The sequence below is a fragment of the Caballeronia sp. AZ7_KS35 genome, from assembly GCF_023631045.1.
In the GTDB taxonomy this organism is placed as follows: Bacteria; Pseudomonadota; Gammaproteobacteria; order Burkholderiales; family Burkholderiaceae; genus Caballeronia; species Caballeronia zhejiangensis.
The window spans coordinates 122345-143686 of record NZ_JALQDV010000047.1 but is presented as its reverse complement, the minus strand read 5'-3'; the positions used below and the strand labels follow the sequence as shown (position 1 = coordinate 143686).

Genomic DNA, 21342 nt, shown 5'->3' with positions numbered 1-21342 from the left:
CGTAGTACGAACCCGCTGCTTCTGCTTGTTTGATACCGCAGCGATGTTCGTGCGTGGTCATACATTAGCGAGAGGTGTGCCAGCGAACGCCAATCCTTATACCAACAGGACTTTGCGCGATTCCCCACGCAAAGCGCCGAGAACGTGCGCTCAAGTACGAAGAAAATTGATTCACCCGTGAAAAGCGACCTTCAGACGGATCGCGGGCGATGGCAGCAGAACGCCAAACGTTTTCGTCTGGCGAATGTCTTGTCAGAGCAGGCTCCGCCGATGCGCTCATCTAGCGAAACGAAGCCAATCGGAGGCTCGAAAGCCTTGTCGTAGCAGAAACAGCCCGCACGCTAAAAATGTTGCAAAGGTGGTTAACGGCGATGCGCGTCGTTTTTAAAGCCCCGATGCCGAGTCGCGCGAAAGCCTTATGCGACGCGCGTCCGCGGGATTTCCAAAGGCTTGGCACAGGATGCGGACGTGAACCGTCGCGGTTTCGCGGCTCGGCGAAAAATGTTGCATCGTCTAAACCTCGGCGAATTTCGAATTCGGCAGCCGCTTCAAACCTTTGGCGCATGAATGTGACTCATGCCACGTTGAACAACCTTCGTTTGTGCGCAAGCATCGCTACCGGCACCATGCGTGACATACCCACTTCTATCCGCATGGAGCGAAAAGATGAGCGACGTCATGGAGACCCCCGCAAAGACCGCCGATCAGGCCATCGATCTCAAGGGCCGCGTATCGATCTATCAGCCGGAGCAGCAAGGCTTGATCTTCCCCGAGCTGCCCACGTTTGCGAGCCACGCGGAACATCGTCAGTACCTGAAGGAGCGCCTCGTCGCCGCGTGCCGCGCCTTCGCGCTGCAGGGCTTCGATTACGGGTTCGCGGGCCATCTCACCGTGCGCGATCCGGAGCATCCGTCGCTTTACTGGACCAATCCGATGGCCGTCCACTTCGCGCAAGTGAAGGTGTCTAACCTGATCTGCGCGGATCATCAGGGCAACGTGGTCGAAGGCGATTACGCGGTCAATCGCGCGGGCTTCGTGCTGCACGCGGCCGTGCATGAGCAGCATCAGGACATCGTCGCGATGTGCCACGCGCATACCGTCTACGGCACCGCCTTCGCGGCGCTCGGCAAGCCGCTCATTCCGATGTCGCAGGACGCGTGCGCGTTCTTCGAAGACCACGTCGTGATCGGCGATGAAGCCGGCAAGGTCGCCGTCGAAGTGAAGGGCGGCAACAAGGTCGCGAATGCGTTCAAGGGCGTGAAGGCCGCGATCCATCAGAATCATGGCCTACTCACGGCGAGCCGCCACAGCATCGATTCGGCGGCGTTCTGGTTCATCGCGCTCGAGCGTTGCTGCCAGCAACAACTGATGATCGAAGCGACCGGCATCACGCCCAAGCTCGTGCCCGAAGACCGCGCGCGCTATAGCCGGGAGCATGTGGGCAGCGACTACATCGGCTGGCTGCACTTCCAGACGATCTGGAACGATCTCGTCGCCACGCAGCCCGACATGTTCGACTGATTCCATTATGTTGCAGCCCCTCGCCTTCGGAGAAAGGCGAGGCGATTCCCCATGACTACGTCGAGACAAGCGTTCCCGGCGTCGCCTGGGTATCAGCGCGCGGACACATCTGAAGATGCCGACCGATCTAGATCAATCGCATCGTCACAGCCGCCAAGACAAGGTAACGTCCGAGCTTCGCAACCGTGACCAACGCGACGAATGGCAGAAGAGGCTCACGCATCACCCCAGCCAGGAGAGTAAGAGGATCACCAATGACGGGCGCCCAACTAAGCAAGAGCGACCATTTCCCTAAACGTTGATACATGCGCTGCGCGCGGTCCAATTTCTCGTCTGACACTGGAAACCAGCGGCGGCTCTTGAAGCGCTCGATGTATCGCCCCAAAACCCAATTGACCAGTGAACCCAACACGTTGCCGATCGTCGCGACCAGTATCAACGTTGCAGTTGAATAGCTTTTACTCAGCAGCAAGCCCACAAGCACAGCCTCCGATTGAAGAGGCAGAAGGGTGGCTGCGCCGAATGCGGCAAGAAACAATCCTCCGTATGCCGACAGCGTCAGCATGTCTTGAAGGGCATGCCAGCGCCTCGAATCGCTATTGCCATGAGTCTGTCCGAACTAGCTATTGATCGGCGAATAAATAGATGAAGCGAAAGATCGCTAACGTTGCCAACGCGAGCAGAAGTTGGTTCGCGATTCTATCGTATCGGTTTTGGAACTCTGACAATCGCGGTTTATACCTGAAACGCTCTCGCGACTGTCTTGCCTCCACATGCGGTTGCATTCGGTCCTGATGCCGAAACGGCTCGTGAATCGCTGATTGTTCCTGCTGGCTCGAAACAGGCGATGCGATGTGAGTCGCATCGCCTTTTTTGTATGATGGCGGACCATCCCTCGCAACCGTCCAAAGGACCATCATCATGACCGCCGCAACGCAATTCGATCAGGTTTCCGTCATCAAACGCGCCAATGTCTACTTCGACGGCAAGTGCGTGTCGCACACGGTTCTCTTCGCCGATGGCACCAGGAAAACGCTCGGCGTGATCCTGCCGGGCACGCTCAACTTCGGCACCGACGCGCCCGAACTCATGGAGGTGCAGGCAGGCCAGTGCCGTATTCGGCTCGACGGCAGCGATGAGTGGAAGACGTATAAGGCGGGCGAATCGTTCTCGGTGCCGGGCAAAAGCCGATTCGATATCGACGTGACGGAAACGCTGGATTACGTTTGTAGTTATCTTTGATTGGCGTGAAGGGGAAATGCGGTGTCGGGTAGGGATCCGCACCTCATGATTCTTAGAGTGGATTTCGGCAAGACGAACTCCGTCCAACTTTTATCTCTGTCCACGTTTCGTGTACACTGACCAAAATTGGACGCCCAACCCGCCGATGCCACCCACCGACCAACTCGCCGAAGCCGCCGCAGCCGCCTTCACGGAGGCGACCGGCTTCGCCGCACGCAGCGTCAAACCACCCGCGCGCGGCGGCTACGACGCCGCCATCGAATTCCGCGTCGGCGGCGCGCGCTTCAAGCGCCCTGTCATCGTGCGGGAAAACATCGACCGGTTCAGCGCGTTATCCGCGTTCAGCGCCTCGGTCGCGCAGAACGGCGGCGCGAAACCCGCGCTCGTTACCGCGCATCTCTCACCCGACATGATCCGCGCCTGCCGCGATCTGAACGTCGATGCCCTCGATCTCGCCGGCAACGCGAGCGTCATCGAAGGCGATGGCGTCATCGTGATCGTGTCGGGCCGTCCGCGCGTCGCGCACGGCAAGGCGCGCCGCTCGAAAACCTGGACGAAGTCGACGTTGCGCGTCACGGCCGCCCTGCTCATCACGCCCGCGCTGCTGCAACGGGGCTATCGCGATATCGCGCAACACGCGGGCGTGAGCCACGGCACGGTGCAAAACGCGGTGCGGGCGCTCATCGATCATCGCGATGTATTCGAGCGGCCCGACGGCGCCGGCCTGCAAATCGCCGACAAGGAACGGCTCATCGACGAATGGGTGACGCTGTATCCGCGGCAATTGCGCGAATCGCTGCTGATCGGGCGTTATCGCGCGGAGTCGAACGACTGGTGGCGCGACGTGCCCGGCCTGCCGGGTCAATGCCAGTTCGGCGGCGAGCCGGCCGCAGCGATACTCACGGAATACCTGAAGCCCGCGACCGTCACCGCGTATTGCGCCGACGCCGCGCCGCGCGAATGGATCAAGGCGGCGCGGTTGCGGCCCGATCCCGCCGGAAACGTCGAATTCCTGCGCGCGCCCGTGGCGCTCGCGCCCGTCGATGGTCTTCCGCCGAACGTCGTCGCGCCGCTCATCGTCTATGCGGATCTCGTCGCGAGCGGCGACCCGCGCAATCTCGAAACCGCCAGGATGCTGCGTGAACGCTATCTTGCCGCTTGAACTGCTGCCGCATCGCCCGCTCGCCGGCGTCTTTTCCGCGATGCTGCGCGAAGTCGTCGCCGCGTCGCACGCGACGAACATCGCGTGGTTCGTCGGCGGCGCGAGCGCGCGCGACATCCTGCTCACGCACGTCCACGACATCGAGGCGACGCGCGCCACCGCCGACGTCGATATCGGCATCTCGATTCAAAGCTGGACCGACCACGACGCGCTGCGGCAAGCGCTCGTCGCGTCGGGGCATTTCACCGCGCCGAAAGGCTCGGCGCATCGGCTGAATTTCAACGCGCCGCAGACCGGCGAGCGCACGTGGCTCGATATCGTGCCCTTCGGCGGCGTGCAGGACGCGCACGGCGAAATCGCGTGGCCGCCGGATGGTTCGGTGCGGATGAACGTCGCGGGTTTTCGCCAGGCGCTCGATGCGGCGCTCGCCGTGCGCGTCACGCGCGATCTCGTCGTGCCGGTCGCTTCGCTGCCCGCGCAGGCGATGCTGAAGATCATCGCGTGGCAAGACCGGCACGCCGCCGACCGCAAGGACGCGATCGACCTGCTCTTTCTGATGGCGCGTTACGCCCAAGCCGGCAACCTCGATCGTCTTTATGCCGATGCCTTCGATCTCGTCGAGCGCCACGGACACGATCCGGATATCGCGGGCGCGGCGCTTCTCGGCCGCGACACGGCCGCGCTCGTCGATGAAAACCTCCGCGCGCAGATTCTCGCGATCCTGCGCCCCGGCGATCCCGCGCCGCCGATCCTCACGCACTTGCTCGGCTCGCGCATGCCAGTCTTCGAAGCGGATACGTCGGAACGCGTCGCCGCATTGTTCGACGCATTCCGCAGCGCGTTCTAGCCGTTGCGAAACAGATAGCTGTACGCGTTGAGCGCGGGCACCCCGCCGAGATGCGCGTAGAGCACTTTCGAGCCTTCGGGGAATTCGCCGTTGCGCACCATCTGGATCATGCCGTCCATCGATTTGCCTTCGTAGACGGGATCGGTCAGCACGCCTTCGAGCCGCGCGCACAGACGGATCGCCTCGAGCGTGCCTTCGTTCGGCAGGCCGTATTCGGGGCCGCCGAAGCGCGTATCGAGAATCACGTCGTCGCGCGTGATGTCCTGGCCGAGATCGACGAGTTCCGCCGTGTGCTTCGCGATCCGCAGAATCTGTTCGTGCGTCTGCTCCGGTTTCGCCGATGCATCGATGCCGATCACGCGCCGCGCGCGCCCATCCGCCGCGAAGCCGACCACCATGCCCGCCTGCGTGCTGCCCGTCACCGAGCACACGACGATGTAGTCGAACTTGAAGCCCAGCTCCGCTTCCTGCGCGCGCACTTCCTCCGCGAAGCCGACGAAACCGAGGCCGCCCAGCGGATGCTCCGAGCAACCCGCCGGCACCGGAAACGGCTTGCCGCCCGCCGCGCGCACGCTTTCCATCGCGTCCTGCCAGCTTTTGCGGATGCCGATATCGAAGCCATCGGCGACGAGGCGCACGTCCGCGCCCATCATCCGCGACATCTGGATATTGCCGACGCGGTCATAGACGGCATCGGAGTAATTGACCCAGTTTTCCTGCACGAGCACGCACTTCATGCCGAGATGCGCCGCGACCGCCGCGACCTGGCGCGTCTGGTTCGACTGCACGCCGCCGATGGAAACCAGCGTGTCGCAGCCTTCGGCGATCGCCTCGGGAATCAGATATTCGAGCTTGCGCGTCTTGTTGCCGCCAAACGCGAGGCCGCTGTTGCAGTCCTCGCGCTTCGCATACAACTCGACCTTGCCGCCGAGATGCGCGGACAGGCGCTTGAGCGGCTGAATGGGCGTCGGTCCGAACGTGAGCGGATAGCGGGGAAAACGTTGCAGATTCATGTCGGCATCCTCGTGATGGTGGGACTGCATGGACAGAATCGTAGAGATTCTCGTGACGGATCGGGTTGCGAAAAAATGCCGTTCGGCCTAACGTTTTTGGACGCGAGACGCTGTTCGCTAACTTTTATTTCGCACAAGAGCCTGTTGAAGCAATGAAAAAAACCGCATCCGCTCCAAACCCGCATCCGGCAAGCGTCCAGACCGATCGCGTCGATCGCGCGATCCTGCGTCAGTTGCAGCGCGATGCGTCGATCTCGAACGTCGCGCTCGCGGAGAAGGTCAATCTGAGTCCGCCCGCGTGTCTGCGGCGCGTCGAGCGGCTGCGCGAAGCGGGGCTGATCCGCGCGACCGTCGCGCTGCTCGATCCGAAAGCGCTCGATGCCGGCATGCTCGTCTTGATCGGCGTGATCCTCGACCGCTCGACGCCCGATTCCTTCGACGCCTTCGAGAAAGCCGCTCAGAAAGTGCCCGGCTGCATGGAATGCCACGTCGTGACCGGCGAATTCGACTTCTTCATGCTGATCCGCACGCGCGACAGCGAAAGCTTCAACCGGCTCCACGCCGAAAAGCTGCTCTATCTGCCGGGCGTGCGGCAGATCCGCACGTTCGTCGTGTTGCGTGAGGTGCTTTCGACGACGGCGTTTCCAATCGGCGAATCGGCGGGAACGCGGGCGGTGTAGCGTCGGCGACACTTTTGCGAAAGACCTGCTGAAAAATTACGCTACGATTCAGGGTTTTCCATGTCCGGGCATCCCGTTTCGTTGTGACCGCGTCTGATTTCAAAGCCTGGGCCAAGGCGATTCTGGCTCGCCTCGCATCGCGGCTGCGTCCGCATCTGCGTGCGCGTTCGCTGCTCCTTCTGCCGGCGCTCTTTCTTATCTATGTGCTGGTGCTGATTCCGTTCACGCCCGGTATCCGCGATATCCGCCGTGCAAAAGTCGATCAGCCCGCGCAGATCTATTCCGCCGACGGCAAGCTCCTCGCCGAATTCAAGCCGACGCATCGCGAATGGGTGAGTCTCAAGCAGATTTCGCCGCAGGTGATCGACGCGCTCATCTCGACCGAAGACCGGCGGTTCTATCAGCATCACGGCATCGACTTCCGGCGCACGGCGGGCGCGGCGCTGCGCACGTTCTCGGGCGACCGGCAAGGCGGCTCGACGCTCACGCAGCAGCTCGCGCGCAATCTGTATCCCGAGGAAATCGGCCGCTCGCAGACGCTCACGCGCAAGCTGAAGGAAGCGATCACGGCGTTCAAGATCGAAGCGCTCTATTCGAAGGACGAGATTCTCGAAACGTATCTGAACACGGTGCCGTTCCTGTACAACGCGTACGGCATCGAAATGGCCGCGCGCACTTACTTCGACAAATCCGCCGGCCAGCTCGACGTGCTCGAAAGCGCGACGCTCATCGGCATGTTGAAGGGCAACAGTTACTACAACCCGGTGATCAATCCGGAGCGCGCGCTCGACCGGCGCAACATCGTCCTCGGGCAGATGGTCAAGTTCGGCCACTTGCCGGCGACCAAACTCGACGCGCTGAAGAAACGTCCGCTGCGCATCGACTTCGAGCGGCAGACGGAAGAGCCCGGCCGCGCGCCGCACTTCGCGCAGCAGTTGCGCAAATGGCTGATCGGGTGGGCCGACGACAACGACTACAACATCTATTCCGATGGCCTCGTCGTGCGCACGACCATCGATTCGCGTCTGCAGGCGATGGCGGCGAACGCGCTCGCGCTGCAGGGCAACCAGTTGCAATCGATCGCCAACGCGGCGTGGGGCGGCCGCGCCGCTTGCGCGAACGCGAACGCCGATCTCGGGCACGCGTTCATCCGCGAGACGGACGCATACCGCGCGCTGCGCACGGGCGGCGCGAACGACGCCGACGCCATCAAGAAACTCGGCTCGGACCGCGCCTTCATGCAGGCGCTGTGCGAGGACAAGACGCGCGTGCAGGCCGCGTTCGTCGCGCTCGATCCGCGCAACGGGCAGATCAAGGCGTGGGTCGGCAGCCGCGATTTCACGCAGGATCCGTTCGATCACGTCGCGCAGGCGCGCCGCCAGCCCGGCTCGACCTTCAAGCCTTTCGTCTACGGCGCGGCGTTCGAGCGCGGCGCGAAGCCGGCCGATACGATCGTCGATCAGACCGTCGAAATCCCGATTCGCGGCGACGAAATCTGGCGCCCGACCGACGACTCGCCGCCGTCGGGCCGTCCCGTGAGCCTGCGCGACGGCATCGCGTATTCGAAGAACCGCATCACCGCGCAGTTGATGGAACAAGTCGGTCCGGGACGCGTCGCGCGGCTCGCGCGTGACATGGGCGTGCGCGACAGTCATCTCGACGTGGTGCCGTCGCTCGCGCTTGGCACGAGCCCGGTGACGCTGAGGGAAATGGTGTCGGCGTACGGCACGATCGCGAACGACGGCAGTTATATGGAGCCGCTGCTCGTCACGCGCATCGAGAACAAGGACGGCGAAGTCCTCGCGCAGTTCGAGAGCACGCCCGAGCGCGCGCTGTCCGTCGATGCGACGCGCAAGCTCGTCGATGTGATGCGCGACGTCATCAACCGCGGCACCGGCACGACGATCCGCACGCGCTTCGGCATTCGCGCGGATGTCGCGGGCAAGACCGGCACTACGCAGGACAACGCCGACGGCTGGTTCATCCTGATGCATCCGCAACTCGTCGCGGGCGCGTGGGTCGGCTTCAACGACAGCCGCGTCACGCTGCGCAGCGATTACTGGGGCCAAGGCGCGCACAGCGCGTTGCCGATCGTCGGCGACTTCATGCAGCGTTCGCTGCGTTCGCATCTGATCGATGCCCGCGCGCGCTTCGATACGCAGGAAGCGCCGGGCATGTGGCAAACGATGCTCACGAACGCAAAAACCTGGTTTGACGAGACGTTCTCGAAAGCGCCGAAGCCGGGCAAGCCGAAAACCGCGCAGACGGCGGCGCAGCATCCGGTGCGTCCGAAGCGGCCGCCTTCGGAACCCGCCGCCGAAGTGACCGAAGAGCCGCCGCAACCGCCAGTGTTTACGACGATGCCGCCGATCCTGCCCACGCCCGGCGAAACTGCAAGCTCTCCGGCGCCCGCTTCCGACGTGCAACCGTAAACGCTTACGCCGCCCGCGAACAAAGGCGGGGGCTTGCGTAGACAGTTAGTTGCGAGCTAGCGACGAAAGACTTGCCTATCGGCCGAAATGAGCGCGCGCGCACAGAGCACGCGCACAAATGGTGCTCCGATTCACCAAGGCGAAACAAACGCATTCAAAGATTTCGCCGCGCACCCCGGCGCGCTGTGGCCACATGCGCCCGCCAAAAGTCTCGCGCACTGCGAGACGTCTATCTCATTCCAGGCTGGTTTCGGAGAACAAGTTGAACAAGCGATTTCCTCGCCTCAAGCGAGCCCTCGTGGCCACCGCGCTCGCCTTGCCGCTTACGTCGTCGAGTTTTGCGCAGAACATCAGCGCTACCCTGCCGTGGACCGGTACCTGGAGCACCGCGCCGATGATCGTCGGCGGCGGCGGCTTCAATAATCAGACGATCCGGCAGATCGTGCACACGAGCATCGGCGGGACGGCCGCCGGCGTCCAGTTTTCCAATCAGTACGGCAGCGAGCCGCTCGTGATCGGCGACGTGCGCGTCGCGTTGCGCGCCGACGGCAAACGCACCGTGCCGGGCAGCGACCGGGCCGTCACCTTCAACGGTCAGCCCTTCGTGACGATTCCGCCCGGCAAGACGGAGATGAGCGATCCGATCGCGATCGCGGTGCCGGCGATGTCGGACATCGTCGTCAGCGCCTATCTCCCGCAGCAGACGCCATCGGAAACCACCGGTCACGCCGAAGGCCTGCAGGACGTGTACGTCGCGCCCGGCGATGTCAGCGCCGACACCGAATTCGCGGGCGGCGTGGTCAACGCGCTCGGCGCGCAGTCGTATTACTTCCTCACCGACGTCGTCGTGCAGAACGCCAGTGCGACGGGCGCGGTGGTCGCGTTCGGCGCGTCGATCACGGACGGCATCGATTCGCCGCCGAACACGAACGGCCGCTGGCCCAACCTGCTCGCCGCGCGTCTGCAGCAGGCGGGCATGACGGTCGGCGTGCTGAATCAGGGTATCGCCGGCAACGATTTCTTCACGAACGACGCGGGCGATGCCGGCCTCACGCGCTTCCAGCGCGACGTGCTCGACAAGTACAACGTCAAGTGGGTCATCATTTCCGACGATGCCGTCAACAACCTGATCGGCGGATCGCCGCCGACGGCCGCGCGCCTGAACAGCGCGTTCGCGCAACTGACGCAGAGCGCGCACGCGGCGGGCGTCAAGGCGATCTGCTCGACGCTCACGCCGTTCGAGGGCGTGTCGCCGTGGACGGCCGACATCGAAGCGACGCGGCAAGCGGTGAACGCGTTCGTCGCGACGCCCGACAGCGGCTGCGACGCCGTGCTCGATCAGGCCGCCGCGCTCGGCGATCCGGCCAATCCGCCTGTCATGCTCGGTGCGTACGACAGCGGCGACCATCTGCATCCGAATCAGGCGGGGCTGCAGGCGATCGCCAATTCCGTGAATCTCAACTGGCTCAAGTAGGCGGCGCGGAAAAGCAAAAAACGCCATGCGGAAAATTCATCCGCATGGCGTTTTTCATTTCATCGCCGATTACGACTTGACGATCGTCGGGTTCTGCACGTTGATGCGCGGACCCGCGTTGTCCCACTGCTCGACGATCAGCGGGTACTTCCACTTCGGATTCGTGCTGCTGATCTGGCCGTTGACGATGTAGCCGTCGAGCGACAGACCCTGAACCGCGAACGAACCGCCGGGGCTGGTCGTGTCGACGTGGTTGTTGATCGCGATCGTGACCGTCTTGCTGATCGGACCCGGCAGCGAGCCGAACCACACGTTGATGCCGCCGCCCTTGCAGTTCGCCGTCGTCGGGCTGTTGATCGTGATGCTCTTGAACACGGCCGAGTTGTCGTTCGGTTCGAAGTCGAGACCGCAAGCCGGCGCCGTGCCGGTGATGTTCTGCCAAATCGGGCTGTTGAACGTGATCGTGTCGCCCGAGATGATCGACACACCCTGACGGCGGCAGCCGTCGGCCTTGTGGTTGTCGACGACGAGGTTGTACGTCGGCGTGTTCTTCTTGCTCTGGCTATCGTTGATGTAGATGCCGTCGCCCCACGTGTTGATCGTGGTCGGCGCGATCAGGTGCACGTTCTGTGCGCCGATGATCGAGAAGCCCATGCCGTGCTCGCCGCCCGAAGCCGAGTTCAGCTCCTTGCTGCCGTCGAGGTACGCGTTTTCGACGATGACGTTGCTCACGTCTTCGATGAGCATCATCTGGTAGATGTCGGCGTTGTGCGGGAGCAGCTTGATCGAAGCGCCCGACGCAAAGCGGATGTGCGTGTTCGTGCGCAGCTTGAGACCCGTCGTGTCGATGCGGACCTGGCCCGAGATCAGGAGAATCTGACCGACGGAACCGTCGATGGCGGCTTGCAGCGCGGCGCGGTCGTTGGTCGAGCCGTCGGCCTTCACGCCGAACGACGATGCGTTGATGGTGCCTGCGGTGTTCGTGCTGGCGGCGTTCGTCGAGCTTGCCGCGGCCGGCGCGCTGGCGGTCGTCGTGGCGCTTGCCGACGAAGCCGAGCTCGCGGGCGTCGCCGTCGAGGCGCCGCTGCCAGTGTTACGGCGTCTCCAGCGATCGGCGACCGAATCGGGGGCCGCGCTGTCGCTGCCGCCGCCGCATGCGGCGAGCACAAACGCGCCGCTACCCGCGATAAGCGAGGTCAGGAGTTTGCGACGGGTTGCGATACGCGTGTCGACGACGGTGTTGTCTGCTTGGGTGTCTGCCTGAGTGTTGTTCGAAAGCATTGTCTTTCCGAGTTGGTTGTGCGTTGTCGACGGGCGGACCCGTTCATGCGACTACGGCCGCACGCAACGTTTCTTTATGGGCGTGAGATGACCAACGCAAATTCAGCAGGCGCAAACGATTGCGCCGCTCAGCGCTCGACAGCCGCACACGGCGACTCCGAAAGGCATCTCGGCGAAAAACATGACGACTTCGGGATTGGACGAACCAGAGTCGGGAGAGCCAGATAATCCGGAAGTACCCACTCAACCCCGCGCTTGATTGGCCCGCGAACGGGCTGATGAAGCGCTGAAGTCTGACGGCAGTAATTACCGTCTTTTTTAAATCCTACAGATTGTTACGAGGCGTTTCTACCCGGCGCTTGTTACAAAATGTACGCTTGTAACTTATTATTTTGCTTTTTCGCGTCTTTATTGCTGTGCATTTCCGCTTTTAATCGACGGCGAGCAAATTAATCTACGGCTTTTTTAATGTTAATACGGTAGATGAATAACACCACTTCAAACCAGTTGAGGTACGATGACTAATAATCATCTGAAGAATCGTTTATAACGACACGAACGTTCACCCGCCGAGAACGCGACCTATGGCCTCGGAAGGCCCGGTGGGGCTTGCAGAGCGCCTTTCGTATGCCGAAACGAGCAACAATCCGCCGATTATTTCGCCTTATTGACCGGTCAATCCGCCGACGATTATCCAGACGCGCACCAAAATTGCCGCTTCTGCACGGTTGCAGTCCCAACATTACATTCAAGTAAGCACCGTTTTAAACGAATTCATCCGACGAATCGGATTTTGTAAGTGCGGTCCAAAAACTTTTTTCATTCAAAAGACGAAAGACCCTACAGGGCTTACCCTTATCGGGTTTTTACGAATCGGATCATTTTCCGCCGAATCCCGCGCGCAGCCTGGGATTTGAGCGAAACGCTAATGATCTGATTAAAGAAACCGGTTTATTCAACAGACAAAACAGGCGAAAGTTGGAATCGTTTCGATTGCCAGCCGGTCATATGTTCCGTTTCGCACTGACCCGGTTGGACAGAAAGACTAGTCTCGGATTTGGTGCGCTCAGCACAGTTGGGGGAACGGCCGATTCCGGCCGGAGGTATTACAAGAAATCACACGACCAGCGGATACACCGCGATGAAAACCTTTGATCTGATCAAAAGCGATCTCTATCGCTATACGGGCGAGTACAGCGTCATGCTCCTTCTCGAGCAACTGATGCTGAACGAAGGGTTCAACTACATGTTCTGGCTGCGCCTCGCGAGCGCCGCGTCGTCGCGGCCCATGCGCCTCGTGCTCAACCACATCGTGCGTCTGAAGCAGCGCCGCTTCGGGTTCGTCATCAGTCCGCGCACGCGCATCGGGCCGGGCTTCTATATCAGTCATATCGGCACGATCGCGGTAAACCCGACGGCGGTCATCGGCGCGAACTGCAACATCTCGCAGGGCGTGACCATCGGATCGAATCACGGCAAGGCGGCTACCATCGGCAACAACGTGTATATCGGGCCGAACGTCTGCATCATCGAAGACGTGACCATCGGCGACAACGTGACGATCGGCGCGGGCAGCGTCGTGACGAAGGATATTCCGCCGAACGTCACGGTGGCCGGCTGCCCGGCGCGCATTCTGACCGACGACGCCACGCCCGAGCGGGCGGCGCGCTACATCATGCGTCCGTGGCAGACAGGCGCGGTATGAAGGGCCGGCTTCGGCATGGCGAGGTGCCTTAGCGAACAGTCACGCCGCCCGTTTTGGTGCACGCTCTCCTCTTTCACGCGAAAGCCGCGGGCCTTCGCGTGATTTCTGTTGCATGGCGCTTTCGTATCGACGTCAGGCCATGCGGCGAAAGGCTCCCACGCAGGAGGACCCGTGCTGAGCGCAGCAGTGCAATCGGTGAGACGACGTCTCGGCGGCGTGCATCAGGATCACAAGAGAATCGCAAGAAGCGCGGTCGTCCTGCTGATCTTCGTGATCGCCGGGAAGTGCATCGGCGCGTCGAAGGAAATGGCGATCGCGTATCGCTACGGGATCAGCGGCACGGTCGACGCCTATCAGTTCGCGCTCACGCTCGTCACCTGGCTGCCGACGATGCTCACGAACGTGCTCGCCGTGCTGCTCGTTCCCGCGCTCGTCTCGCTTCAGGAAGACAAGTCGCAGCGCAACGGTTTTCTCGGCGAGCTGGAAGGCGTGGGCCTCGTGCTCGGCCTCGGCTCGTCGCTTCTGCTATGGCTTTTCTGGCCTTATCTCGCCGATGTCATCGCGGGCAGTCTCGCCGAATCCACACGCGACATGTGCCGCGCGATGATCATCAGCATGACGCCGGTCGGCGTGCTGACCTTCACGATCTGCATTTCGTCGTCGCGGCTGCAGGCGTCGGGCAAGCACATCAACACCTTGCTCGAATGCGTGCCGGCCATCGGCCTGCTGGTCTTCGTGCTTGCCGCGCGCAACAACGAATCGATTTTTCCGCTCGTCATGGGGACGTCGCTCGGCTTCGTCGTGCAGGCCGCGTGGCTGCGCGTGCTCGCCAGGCGCGCCGACACGATGCCCGCCCGGCCGCGCGTTTCGATGCGCGCGAAGCAGTGGCCATCGACGATCCGCTCGATGGGCATGCTCACGATCGGCGCGGTCGTCGCGAGTCTGTGGCTTCCGATCGATCAGTACTTCATGGCGCAGCAAGGCGACGGCGCCATCGCGACGCTCGGCTACGCGAACCGGCTGCTCTCGCTCGTGCTCAGCATGGGCGCGCTTGCGATCACGCGCGCGACCTTGCCGATTCTCGCGGAGATTCTTCATCGCGGCGATCATGCGCGCGCACGCAGCACCGCGCTGAAGTGGTCCGGCATCATGACCGTACTGGGCCTGACCGGCAGCATCCTCGCGTATGCGCTCGCGCCGTACGTCGTGAAGCTGCTGTTTCAGAAAGGCGCGTTCACGGCCGACGACACCATCGCCGTCACCACGCTCTTTCGCTACGGGCTGCTGCAAGTGCCGTTCTACTTCGGCATGTGCGTGCTCGTGCAGCTGTTCGCGAGCGAGACACGCTATCGCGCGATCTCCGTCATTTCGCTGATCGGCTTCGCGACGAAGATCATCGGCAACGTCATTCTCGTGCGCTACTACGGCGCGCAGGGCGTGCTGCTCGCGACCGGCATCGGCGCGATCGCGGTGCTCGCGAGCTATATCTTCTGGACGCGCTATGCGCCGCCGTTCACCGGCAACGACGCGCAGCACGATACCGGCACGCCGCAATAAGCACCTGCTTTCAACCTTGTTCGAAGACGCGCCGGAACATCGGCACGAGGAAGCGGTTGCCGTATTCGCTCATGTGATGGAAGTCGGAATAAAGCGGCCGGCCATCGTGCGAGCCCATGCACTTGCCGTCCGGGCACAGGAACGGACGCGGGTCGAGCAGATGGATGCCGCATTGATCGTGTGCCTGATGCATCGCCTGCAGCAACGCGCCATTGCGCTGAACGTAATCCGACATGGTGATCGACAGATCGGGCGCCTTCGGATCCCGCATCTTCTCGCGCGCGAGCGTCAGCGGCACGTTGAAGTCGAACTCGGGAATCGGTTCGACGAGATAGACCGGGCGAATCTTCGAGATGCGGCAAACGGTCGATAGCAAGTGCTCGCGATACAACTCCGTCGTGAACGGCGTCGATGTCTGCGCCGGCTGCTCCGGATTGACGAACGCGAAGTCGTCCATCGTCGGACCGGACCAGTACTGCGACCAGTGATTCGCGATGATGACCGGCGTCTTCGCGCTCTGATCGCGGCTCAGGATATCGATGTACTTGCGGTCCTGATCGAAGCAATCGCCATTGCCGCGGCGAATGCCGTAGATCGTCGGGCAACCTTCTATCGTGATGAGCAGCACATCATCGGGCTTGCCGTTCGGCACGGCGTCGACGACCGCTTCGGCGATCGCTTCCGCGTGACTGTCGCCGAGCACCACGACGCGGCTCTCCTTCTGCTTGTTCGCGACATCGCACGGATCGATCATCATGTGACACTTCGTGCGATGCGGATTCGTGTCGTAGGTCTCGCTATCGGCGATGAACACCGAACGGTCGAAGCGATTCGGCACGCCCTGGCTCGCATAGATGCTGCCGCCGCCGATTGCCAGCAGCAGCGTGAACGCGAGAATCGGACGCAGCGTGATGAAGCGCGGAAAGGCGCGCGCCTCGTCTCGCGCCGGCGGCTTCCTGGTCTTCGACTCGACGAGCGCATACGACAGATAGCCCATGACGAAGCCGCCCGCGATCGCGGCCGCGCGCCAGCGCAGCGAACCTTCCCTGTCGAAGTACGTGAGCGCGACGACGAACGGCCAGTGCCAGAGATAGACCGAGTACGAAATCTTGCCGATGAACTGCGCGAGCGGATTGCCCGTGAAGATCGAATGCCTGCGCGCCGCGAGAATCACGAACGCCGTGCCGAGCACCGGCACGAGCGCGAGGTAGCCCGGCCATTCGTTGTTCTCGTTGAACATGACCGCGCCGTACGCGATCATCGCGAGGCCGATGCATTCCAGCGTGCGGCGCACGGGCCTGCCCGCCGTCAACGGGAACAGATAGACGAGCCCGCCCGCGATCATTTCCCATGCGCGCGTCGGCAGCAGGAAGAACGCGGCCGTCGGCCATTTCGTCGGATCGGAGAGATAGACGCACGCCGCGAACGAAACGAGCGCGGCGCCGACGAGCGCGATCTTCGTCCCGCGTCGCCCGAAGAGCTTGCGCACGAGCAGAATGCCGAGCGGATACAGCAGATAGAACTGCCACTCGACGGAAAGCGACCACGTATGCAGCAGCCATTTCAGATGCGAGCGCGTATCGAAGTAACCCGCTTCGCGCCAGTAAACGATGTTCGAAAAGAAGCCGAGGCTCGATCCCGCCGCCTTGCCGAACGCGCGAAACTCGGAAGGCAGGAATATCAGCCAGCCGAACACACCGAGCGCGAAGCAAAGAAACGCGAGCGCCGGAATGATGCGCCGCGCTCGATCGCCATAGAATTCGAGCACCGAGAACCTGTCCTTCGAAAGGCGTCTGAAGATGATGCTCGTCATCAGATAACCGGAGATCACGAAGAACACGTCGACGCCGAGAAAGCCGCCTTTGAAGCCGGGCACATCGAAGTGGAAAAGGACGACCGCGAGAACCGCGAACGCGCGCAGGCCGTTGATGTCGTTACGAAAGTTCATCGCGCTTCCCCCAAGAACTTCTTTTTTGCCGCGCACGCGCCAGCGCGATGCAATGGACATCGCCATTGCATCGCGCCCGCGGTGCGGGTTATTTTCTTGCGTCTTGTCTTTCCTGATTACTTCGTCATACGAACAAACCGAATTCCATCTCCGCAAGCCGGCTTTCTTCCGATTGCGTCGCCCGCGCGACTTCCGCCATGGTCGCGGGCTGCATGCCGTAGGTCTCTCTCAAGTACACGTGATGCTTCAGCACCGCTTCGAGGACGCCGAGGTTCTCGGCCAGATTCGCACCGAAGTTATGCGGATGCCACCACAAGTGGAACGAACGCCCCGTGCGCGCCGCCGACGTCATCGACTGCTTGATCCGATGGATGCGCAGCCATTCGAGCGCGCGCTTGTTGCGCGCATATGGACGCAGGAAGCGGCTCGAACGCACGTCGATGAGTCCGCGAGCCGGGCGCGGATCGAACGCGTGATCGCCTGAGATATTGATGTACGTATCGACGAGACGCGCCGCGCGGCGCATCGCCGCTTCATCGGCGCGCGAGGTTTCGCGATACATCCAGCTGCGCTCCGTGCCGCGATACGCGACGAGCCCTTGCTCCGCGCACACCGACAGATACGCGTTGTTCACCTGATTGCGCGGAAACACGATGCTCGCGGGCGGATCGGCGAGACGCCGGATCGATGCGACCGATGCTTCCATGTCGGCGGCGAACTGCGCCCTGTTCTGCCCTGCTTCGAGTGCGTAGTAATGGCAGAACGTATGGCTCGCGAGCTCGCTGCCTTCAGTATCGACGATCCGACGCGCGAGCGACAGACCATAGTGGTACGGATCGCTCTTTTCGTTATCGCCGATCGAATCGAGATAACCATTGGCGTATGGACTCAGCTTCGTATCGGTATAAGTCGGCCGGACGTCGGGCAGATTCGCGAGCAGGTCCTTCTTGTTATCGAACAGCAGCATGCCGACCGTCGCCCACGTCGCCTTCACGCGATACTTCGTGAACATGTCGAGCATCGCCGGAATCGCCTCGCGCACGCCGAGAATGTTCTTTCCGTATGTGGCGATCGAGCGATGGTCGCGCACGCCCCACATCAGTTCGAAATCGAGCGAAATCAGGAAGTAGGACATCGTCGTCAGGGCATCAGGAAGTAGTGATAGACGCCTTCGAAATAACTCTTCGTGGCGTCGGCTGCGACGGCCACGAACACGCCGAAGGTGATGACCAGAACCATCGCGTTCTTGAACTTGATCTCGGGCGCGAGGAACGGCAGCAGCAGCGGCACGCAATACCAGACGCGGCCCTTCGCGAACGGAAACACGAAGAACGCAACGACGAGATACACGAAGAGTCCGACATGCATGATCGACAGCCGCGTGAATGCGCGCTGACGCTGCGTATCCTGCGCGCGCCACGTCGAGTAGAGCACCATGACCGATGCCATCGTGTAGAACAGCAGCAGCGACAGCAGCTTGATCGTGAAGTTTTCCTGATAGCCCGAGTACTCGTCGATACGACGGCCGCCGTAGGTCGCAAACAGAAACTTCGCCGCCGACGCAAGCACGATCGCCACCACGCTCACCGCGACGAGCGCGCGCGCTTTCCTTTGCTCGCCGATGAAACCGGCGGTCATCAGGAACGCTGTAGGCACCGCGAAGGTCGTGTGCACGAAGCTCGCGAGCCCCATGCCGATGGTCGGCTTATTGAAGCGCAGCGCGAAGAGCATCGCGATGGCCAGACCGAAGCCCTGGCGGATCTGGAACAGACCGACCGTAGCGAGCGCATACGGAATCACGAGCCACAGAACGAGACCGATGAGCGGCCTGCGCGTCTGCAACAGCGAATACATCACGACCAGGTTAAGCAGCACCACCGTAATGCGGATGCCGCCTTCGGGCGACACGCCGAACGCATTGAGGAGGATGACCCACGAGCGCCAGCCCAGCTCTTCCGTGATGAGGCTGATGAGAAAGCCCATATCCGACTCGCGGTTCTGATAGAACTGCACGAGCCAGTGCCAGTCGGTCGAGCGGAAGTACTGGATGTACGCTTCCTGGTCGAAGATCAGGCCGACGCTGCGCTCGCGGAACGCGACGATCGAGAGCGCCGTGGCCGCGAGCACAAGGAACGCCCAGCCGGATGGCGTCATGAAGTACGCGAATCCGGTCATGCGTCGTATCGGTTCGCTCTGCGCGCTCTGTGCGCTTTGCTGCGCCGTATTGTTCATTGTCGTTGCTTGCATCGTATTGGCCTTTTTTCCGCTTTAGTTATTGTGTGTGGGCGCGGCTTTCATGGCACGAGCCTCAGGTTGGTGACGATGATCTTCGGTCCCGCCTTGTCGTAATCGATGCTTTCCACTGTCGACATCTTCGGACTCACCCATGTCGGCGAATGACTCGCGATCTGCCCGGACACCTTGCGCCCATTCAGCTTGAGCGATGACACGGCGAACGCGGCATCGCTCGCGCCTTCGTCGCGATGATTCGTGATGCCGATATCGACATGCTTGGGCATCGGCCCGACGATCTCCTCCAGCCAGACGATGATCCCGTACCGGCAATTGCGCGTCGTCGGATTGACGATGCGAATGTTCTCGAGAATATCGGCGTTGCTGTTCGGCTCCGCGTCGAGCCCCGCTTCGGGCTGCGTGCCGCCGATGTTCTCCCACAGCGGATTCTCGAACACGATGTTGCGTCCGCTGATGATCGACACGCCTTGTCTGCGGCAGCGGTCCGCATGATGATTCACCACGCGAATACCGCTGCTGTACTTAAACGCGACGTTGTAGCTGTTGGCGATATAGATGCCATCGCCCCAGCAGCCGATCGTCTTCGGCGAGATGAGCGTCACCTCCGTGCTTCCCGCAATCGAAAAGCCCATGCCGTGACCGTTTTCACGCAGCGCCGGTTTCGCGGCGTTAAGCTCCTTGCTACCGTCGAGCACCGCGTTCTCGACGAGCACGTTGCTCACGTCCCAGATGCGGAAGATCGAATAGAACGACGTATCGTGCGGCAGCAGCTTGATCGACGCGCCCGGTGCGAAGCGCAGGTGACTATCGCGCCGCAGGTCGAGCCCTTTGTCGTCGATACGGCACTTGCCCGTGATGAGCAAGGTCGAATCGACGGATTGATCGATGGCCCGCTGCAGCGCGATGCGATCGTTCGTCTTGCCGTCGCCCTTCACGCCGAACGACTTGTCGGTGACGACATCGCGTTTCTGCGCCGCGCGCGCGTCGAAGCCGGCGACGCCCGCTCCACCGGCGACGGCGCCCATCAGCAGCGAGCGGATCACTTGTCGCCGGTCGACCATTACGCTTTCTCTCCCGTCACCGCACGCGCATAAGCCGTGCTCTTGCCTTCGCCGCCGCGCGAGCGTGCGCCGAGTTGCGCGAAGATCGCGTCCCACTGACGCAGGATCGCCGGCGACGAATAACGCTGCCGTACCGATGCCGCCGCCTTGCGTCCGAGCTCGGCGCGCAACGCTTCGTCCGACATCACGCGGCGCAGCGCATCGATCAGAGCGGCCTTGTCGCCGGCAGGCACGAGCAGACCGTCCTGGCCGTCGCGCGTGAGTTCGCGCGGGCCGCTCTTGCAGTCGAACGCGACCGTCGCGAGGCCGAGCGCCATGCCTTCGAGCATCGCCATCGGCAGACCTTCGTAGCGCGACGACAGCACGAACGCATCCGAGCGCGCCATCTCTTCCCAAGGCGTCGTCGTCTTGCCGGGCATCAGCACGCGCTCGTTCATCTTCAGTTGCGCGACCTGCGCTTCGAGCACCGCGCGCTCCGGGCCTTCGCCCCAGATCCACAGATCCCAGTCCGGAAACTCGGGCGCGAGCGTCGCGAATACATCGATCAGCAGATCGAACTGTTTTTGCGTGTTGAGACGCCCGACCGCGACGAGCCGCTTGCGCGCGCTCTTCTCGATGGTTTCGGGCTGCAACAGCAACAACTCGTCCGGCAGCGGATTGGGCACCACTTCGATGCGCTTCACGCGCGGCACCATCTTCCTGAACGATGCCTCCATGTTGTCCGTGAGCAGCGTGAGCAGGTCCGCGCCCGGATAAACGAAGCGGCACATCTGGCTCATGAGCTGCGAACGGCCGTCGGCGGACGGATCGATGTGCTCGCTCGCGATCACCGGAATGCCGAGGCCGCGCGTCGCGAGAATCGTCGTGATGTTCACGTTCGAGAGGAACGACACGACCACATCGGGCGCGCTTTCGCGGATCAGCGCACGCAGCGCGCGAAAGCGCGCGGGATATTGCAGCATACGCGCGCCGGCCTTCACGCGATCGGCGAGGAAGACGCAGCGCACGTTCGGCGCGAGCGGATAAAAGCACGCGCCACGGCCGCTATACGTGATGACGAGCGTCACCGTATCGCCGCGTTGCGCCCACGCATTGACGAGCGAGGCCGCGACGCGCTCCGCGCCGCCGCTTCCCATCGAACTGACCACGAGCATGATCTTCATCGG

At 62.2% G+C, this 21342-nt stretch carries 17 protein-coding genes; 9 read left to right on the top strand and 8 right to left on the bottom strand.

Features of this window, described 5'->3' with window-relative positions; translation table 11 throughout:
• Window positions 1-666: 666 nt before the first annotated feature.
• The gene (locus NCT05_RS29455) at window positions 667-1521 is read left to right on the top strand and encodes a class II aldolase/adducin family protein (protein ID WP_008346210.1); all 855 of its coding nucleotides are present in this window, start codon (window positions 667-669) and stop codon (window positions 1519-1521) included.
• A 127-nt stretch (window positions 1522-1648) separates the two neighbouring features.
• Here NCT05_RS29455 and NCT05_RS29450 read toward each other — a convergent pair whose 3' ends face one another.
• Entirely contained in the window at window positions 1649-2086 is a 438-nt protein-coding gene (locus tag NCT05_RS29450) for a YqaA family protein (protein WP_008346207.1), read from the bottom strand.
• A gap of 356 nt (window positions 2087-2442) precedes the next feature.
• Between NCT05_RS29450 and ppnP the strand changes: the two genes are divergently transcribed.
• The 3 genes from ppnP (at window position 2443) to NCT05_RS29435 (ending at window position 4772) form a co-directional block, all read left to right on the top strand.
• Complete coding sequence (gene ppnP / locus NCT05_RS29445; protein ID WP_008346204.1) at window positions 2443-2763, top strand: pyrimidine/purine nucleoside phosphorylase; 321 nt, start codon at window positions 2443-2445, stop codon at window positions 2761-2763.
• A gap of 145 nt (window positions 2764-2908) precedes the next feature.
• Window positions 2909-3925: a type IV toxin-antitoxin system AbiEi family antitoxin gene (locus NCT05_RS29440; protein ID WP_250503817.1), complete on the top strand. Its 1017-nt coding sequence runs from the start codon at window positions 2909-2911 to the stop codon at window positions 3923-3925.
• A complete protein-coding gene (locus tag NCT05_RS29435) occupies window positions 3903-4772 on the top strand; it encodes a nucleotidyl transferase AbiEii/AbiGii toxin family protein (RefSeq protein WP_250503816.1) in 870 nt (289 codons plus the stop codon). The genes NCT05_RS29440 and NCT05_RS29435 overlap by 23 nt, the downstream gene beginning before the upstream one ends.
• Here the strand turns inward: NCT05_RS29435 and NCT05_RS29430 are convergent.
• The gene (locus NCT05_RS29430) at window positions 4769-5785 is read right to left on the bottom strand and encodes a 1-aminocyclopropane-1-carboxylate deaminase (RefSeq protein ID WP_008346198.1); all 1017 of its coding nucleotides are present in this window, start codon (window positions 5783-5785) and stop codon (window positions 4769-4771) included. The genes NCT05_RS29435 and NCT05_RS29430 overlap by 4 nt on opposite strands.
• Window positions 5786-5937: 152 nt before the next feature.
• On the opposite strand from NCT05_RS29430, the gene NCT05_RS29425 reads away from it, so the two are divergent.
• From NCT05_RS29425 to NCT05_RS29415, 3 genes are all read left to right on the top strand, one after another.
• On the top strand, window positions 5938-6465 hold the full coding sequence (locus NCT05_RS29425) for an Lrp/AsnC family transcriptional regulator (RefSeq protein WP_008346196.1): 528 nt from the start codon (window positions 5938-5940) through the stop codon (window positions 6463-6465).
• An 83-nt stretch (window positions 6466-6548) separates the two neighbouring features.
• Window positions 6549-8897, top strand: a complete 2349-nt coding sequence (locus tag NCT05_RS29420) for a transglycosylase domain-containing protein (protein ID WP_502801804.1) — start codon at window positions 6549-6551, stop codon at window positions 8895-8897.
• Between the two features lie 298 nt (window positions 8898-9195).
• Window positions 9196-10371, top strand: coding sequence for a GDSL-type esterase/lipase family protein (locus NCT05_RS29415; RefSeq protein WP_250437547.1), 1176 nt, complete (start codon window positions 9196-9198; stop codon window positions 10369-10371).
• A 69-nt stretch (window positions 10372-10440) separates the two neighbouring features.
• Here the strand turns inward: NCT05_RS29415 and NCT05_RS29410 are convergent, their stop codons facing one another.
• A complete protein-coding gene (locus NCT05_RS29410) occupies window positions 10441-11652 on the bottom strand; it encodes a glycoside hydrolase family protein (RefSeq protein WP_008346191.1) in 1212 nt (403 codons plus the stop codon).
• A 1141-nt stretch (window positions 11653-12793) separates the two neighbouring features.
• On the opposite strand from NCT05_RS29410, the gene NCT05_RS29405 reads away from it, so the two are divergent.
• Both NCT05_RS29405 and murJ read left to right on the top strand, forming a co-directional pair.
• Window positions 12794-13357: a serine O-acetyltransferase gene (locus NCT05_RS29405; RefSeq protein WP_008346189.1), complete on the top strand. Its 564-nt coding sequence runs from the start codon at window positions 12794-12796 to the stop codon at window positions 13355-13357.
• Window positions 13358-13528: 171 nt separating this feature from the next.
• Entirely contained in the window at window positions 13529-14914 is a 1386-nt protein-coding gene (gene murJ / locus NCT05_RS29400; protein ID WP_175980288.1) for a murein biosynthesis integral membrane protein MurJ, read from the top strand.
• Window positions 14915-14924: 10 nt separating this feature from the next.
• On the opposite strand, the gene NCT05_RS29395 is transcribed toward murJ, so the two are convergent.
• The 5 genes from NCT05_RS29395 to NCT05_RS29375 form a co-directional block, all read right to left on the bottom strand.
• Window positions 14925-16862, bottom strand: a complete 1938-nt coding sequence (locus tag NCT05_RS29395; RefSeq protein WP_250441634.1) for an acyltransferase family protein — start codon at window positions 16860-16862, stop codon at window positions 14925-14927.
• Window positions 16863-16986: 124 nt separating this feature from the next.
• On the bottom strand, window positions 16987-17997 hold the full coding sequence (locus tag NCT05_RS29390) for a polysaccharide deacetylase family protein (protein ID WP_008346183.1): 1011 nt from the start codon (window positions 17995-17997) through the stop codon (window positions 16987-16989).
• 5 nt (window positions 17998-18002) lie between these two features.
• Window positions 18003-19109 carry an EpsG family protein gene (locus tag NCT05_RS29385; RefSeq protein WP_235366307.1) on the bottom strand — a complete coding sequence of 369 codons (1107 nt, stop codon included), beginning with the start codon at window positions 19107-19109 and terminating at the stop codon, window positions 18003-18005.
• Window positions 19110-19156: 47 nt separating this feature from the next.
• Entirely contained in the window at window positions 19157-20176 is a 1020-nt protein-coding gene (locus tag NCT05_RS29380) for a glycoside hydrolase family 55 protein (RefSeq protein WP_250503815.1), read from the bottom strand.
• Window positions 20176-21339 (bottom strand): glycosyltransferase family 4 protein, encoded by a 1164-nt coding sequence (locus NCT05_RS29375; protein ID WP_250437544.1) that lies wholly within the window; start codon window positions 21337-21339, stop codon window positions 20176-20178. Before NCT05_RS29375 ends, NCT05_RS29380 begins: the two co-directional genes overlap by 1 nt.
• Between the last annotated feature and the right edge of the window lie 3 nt (window positions 21340-21342).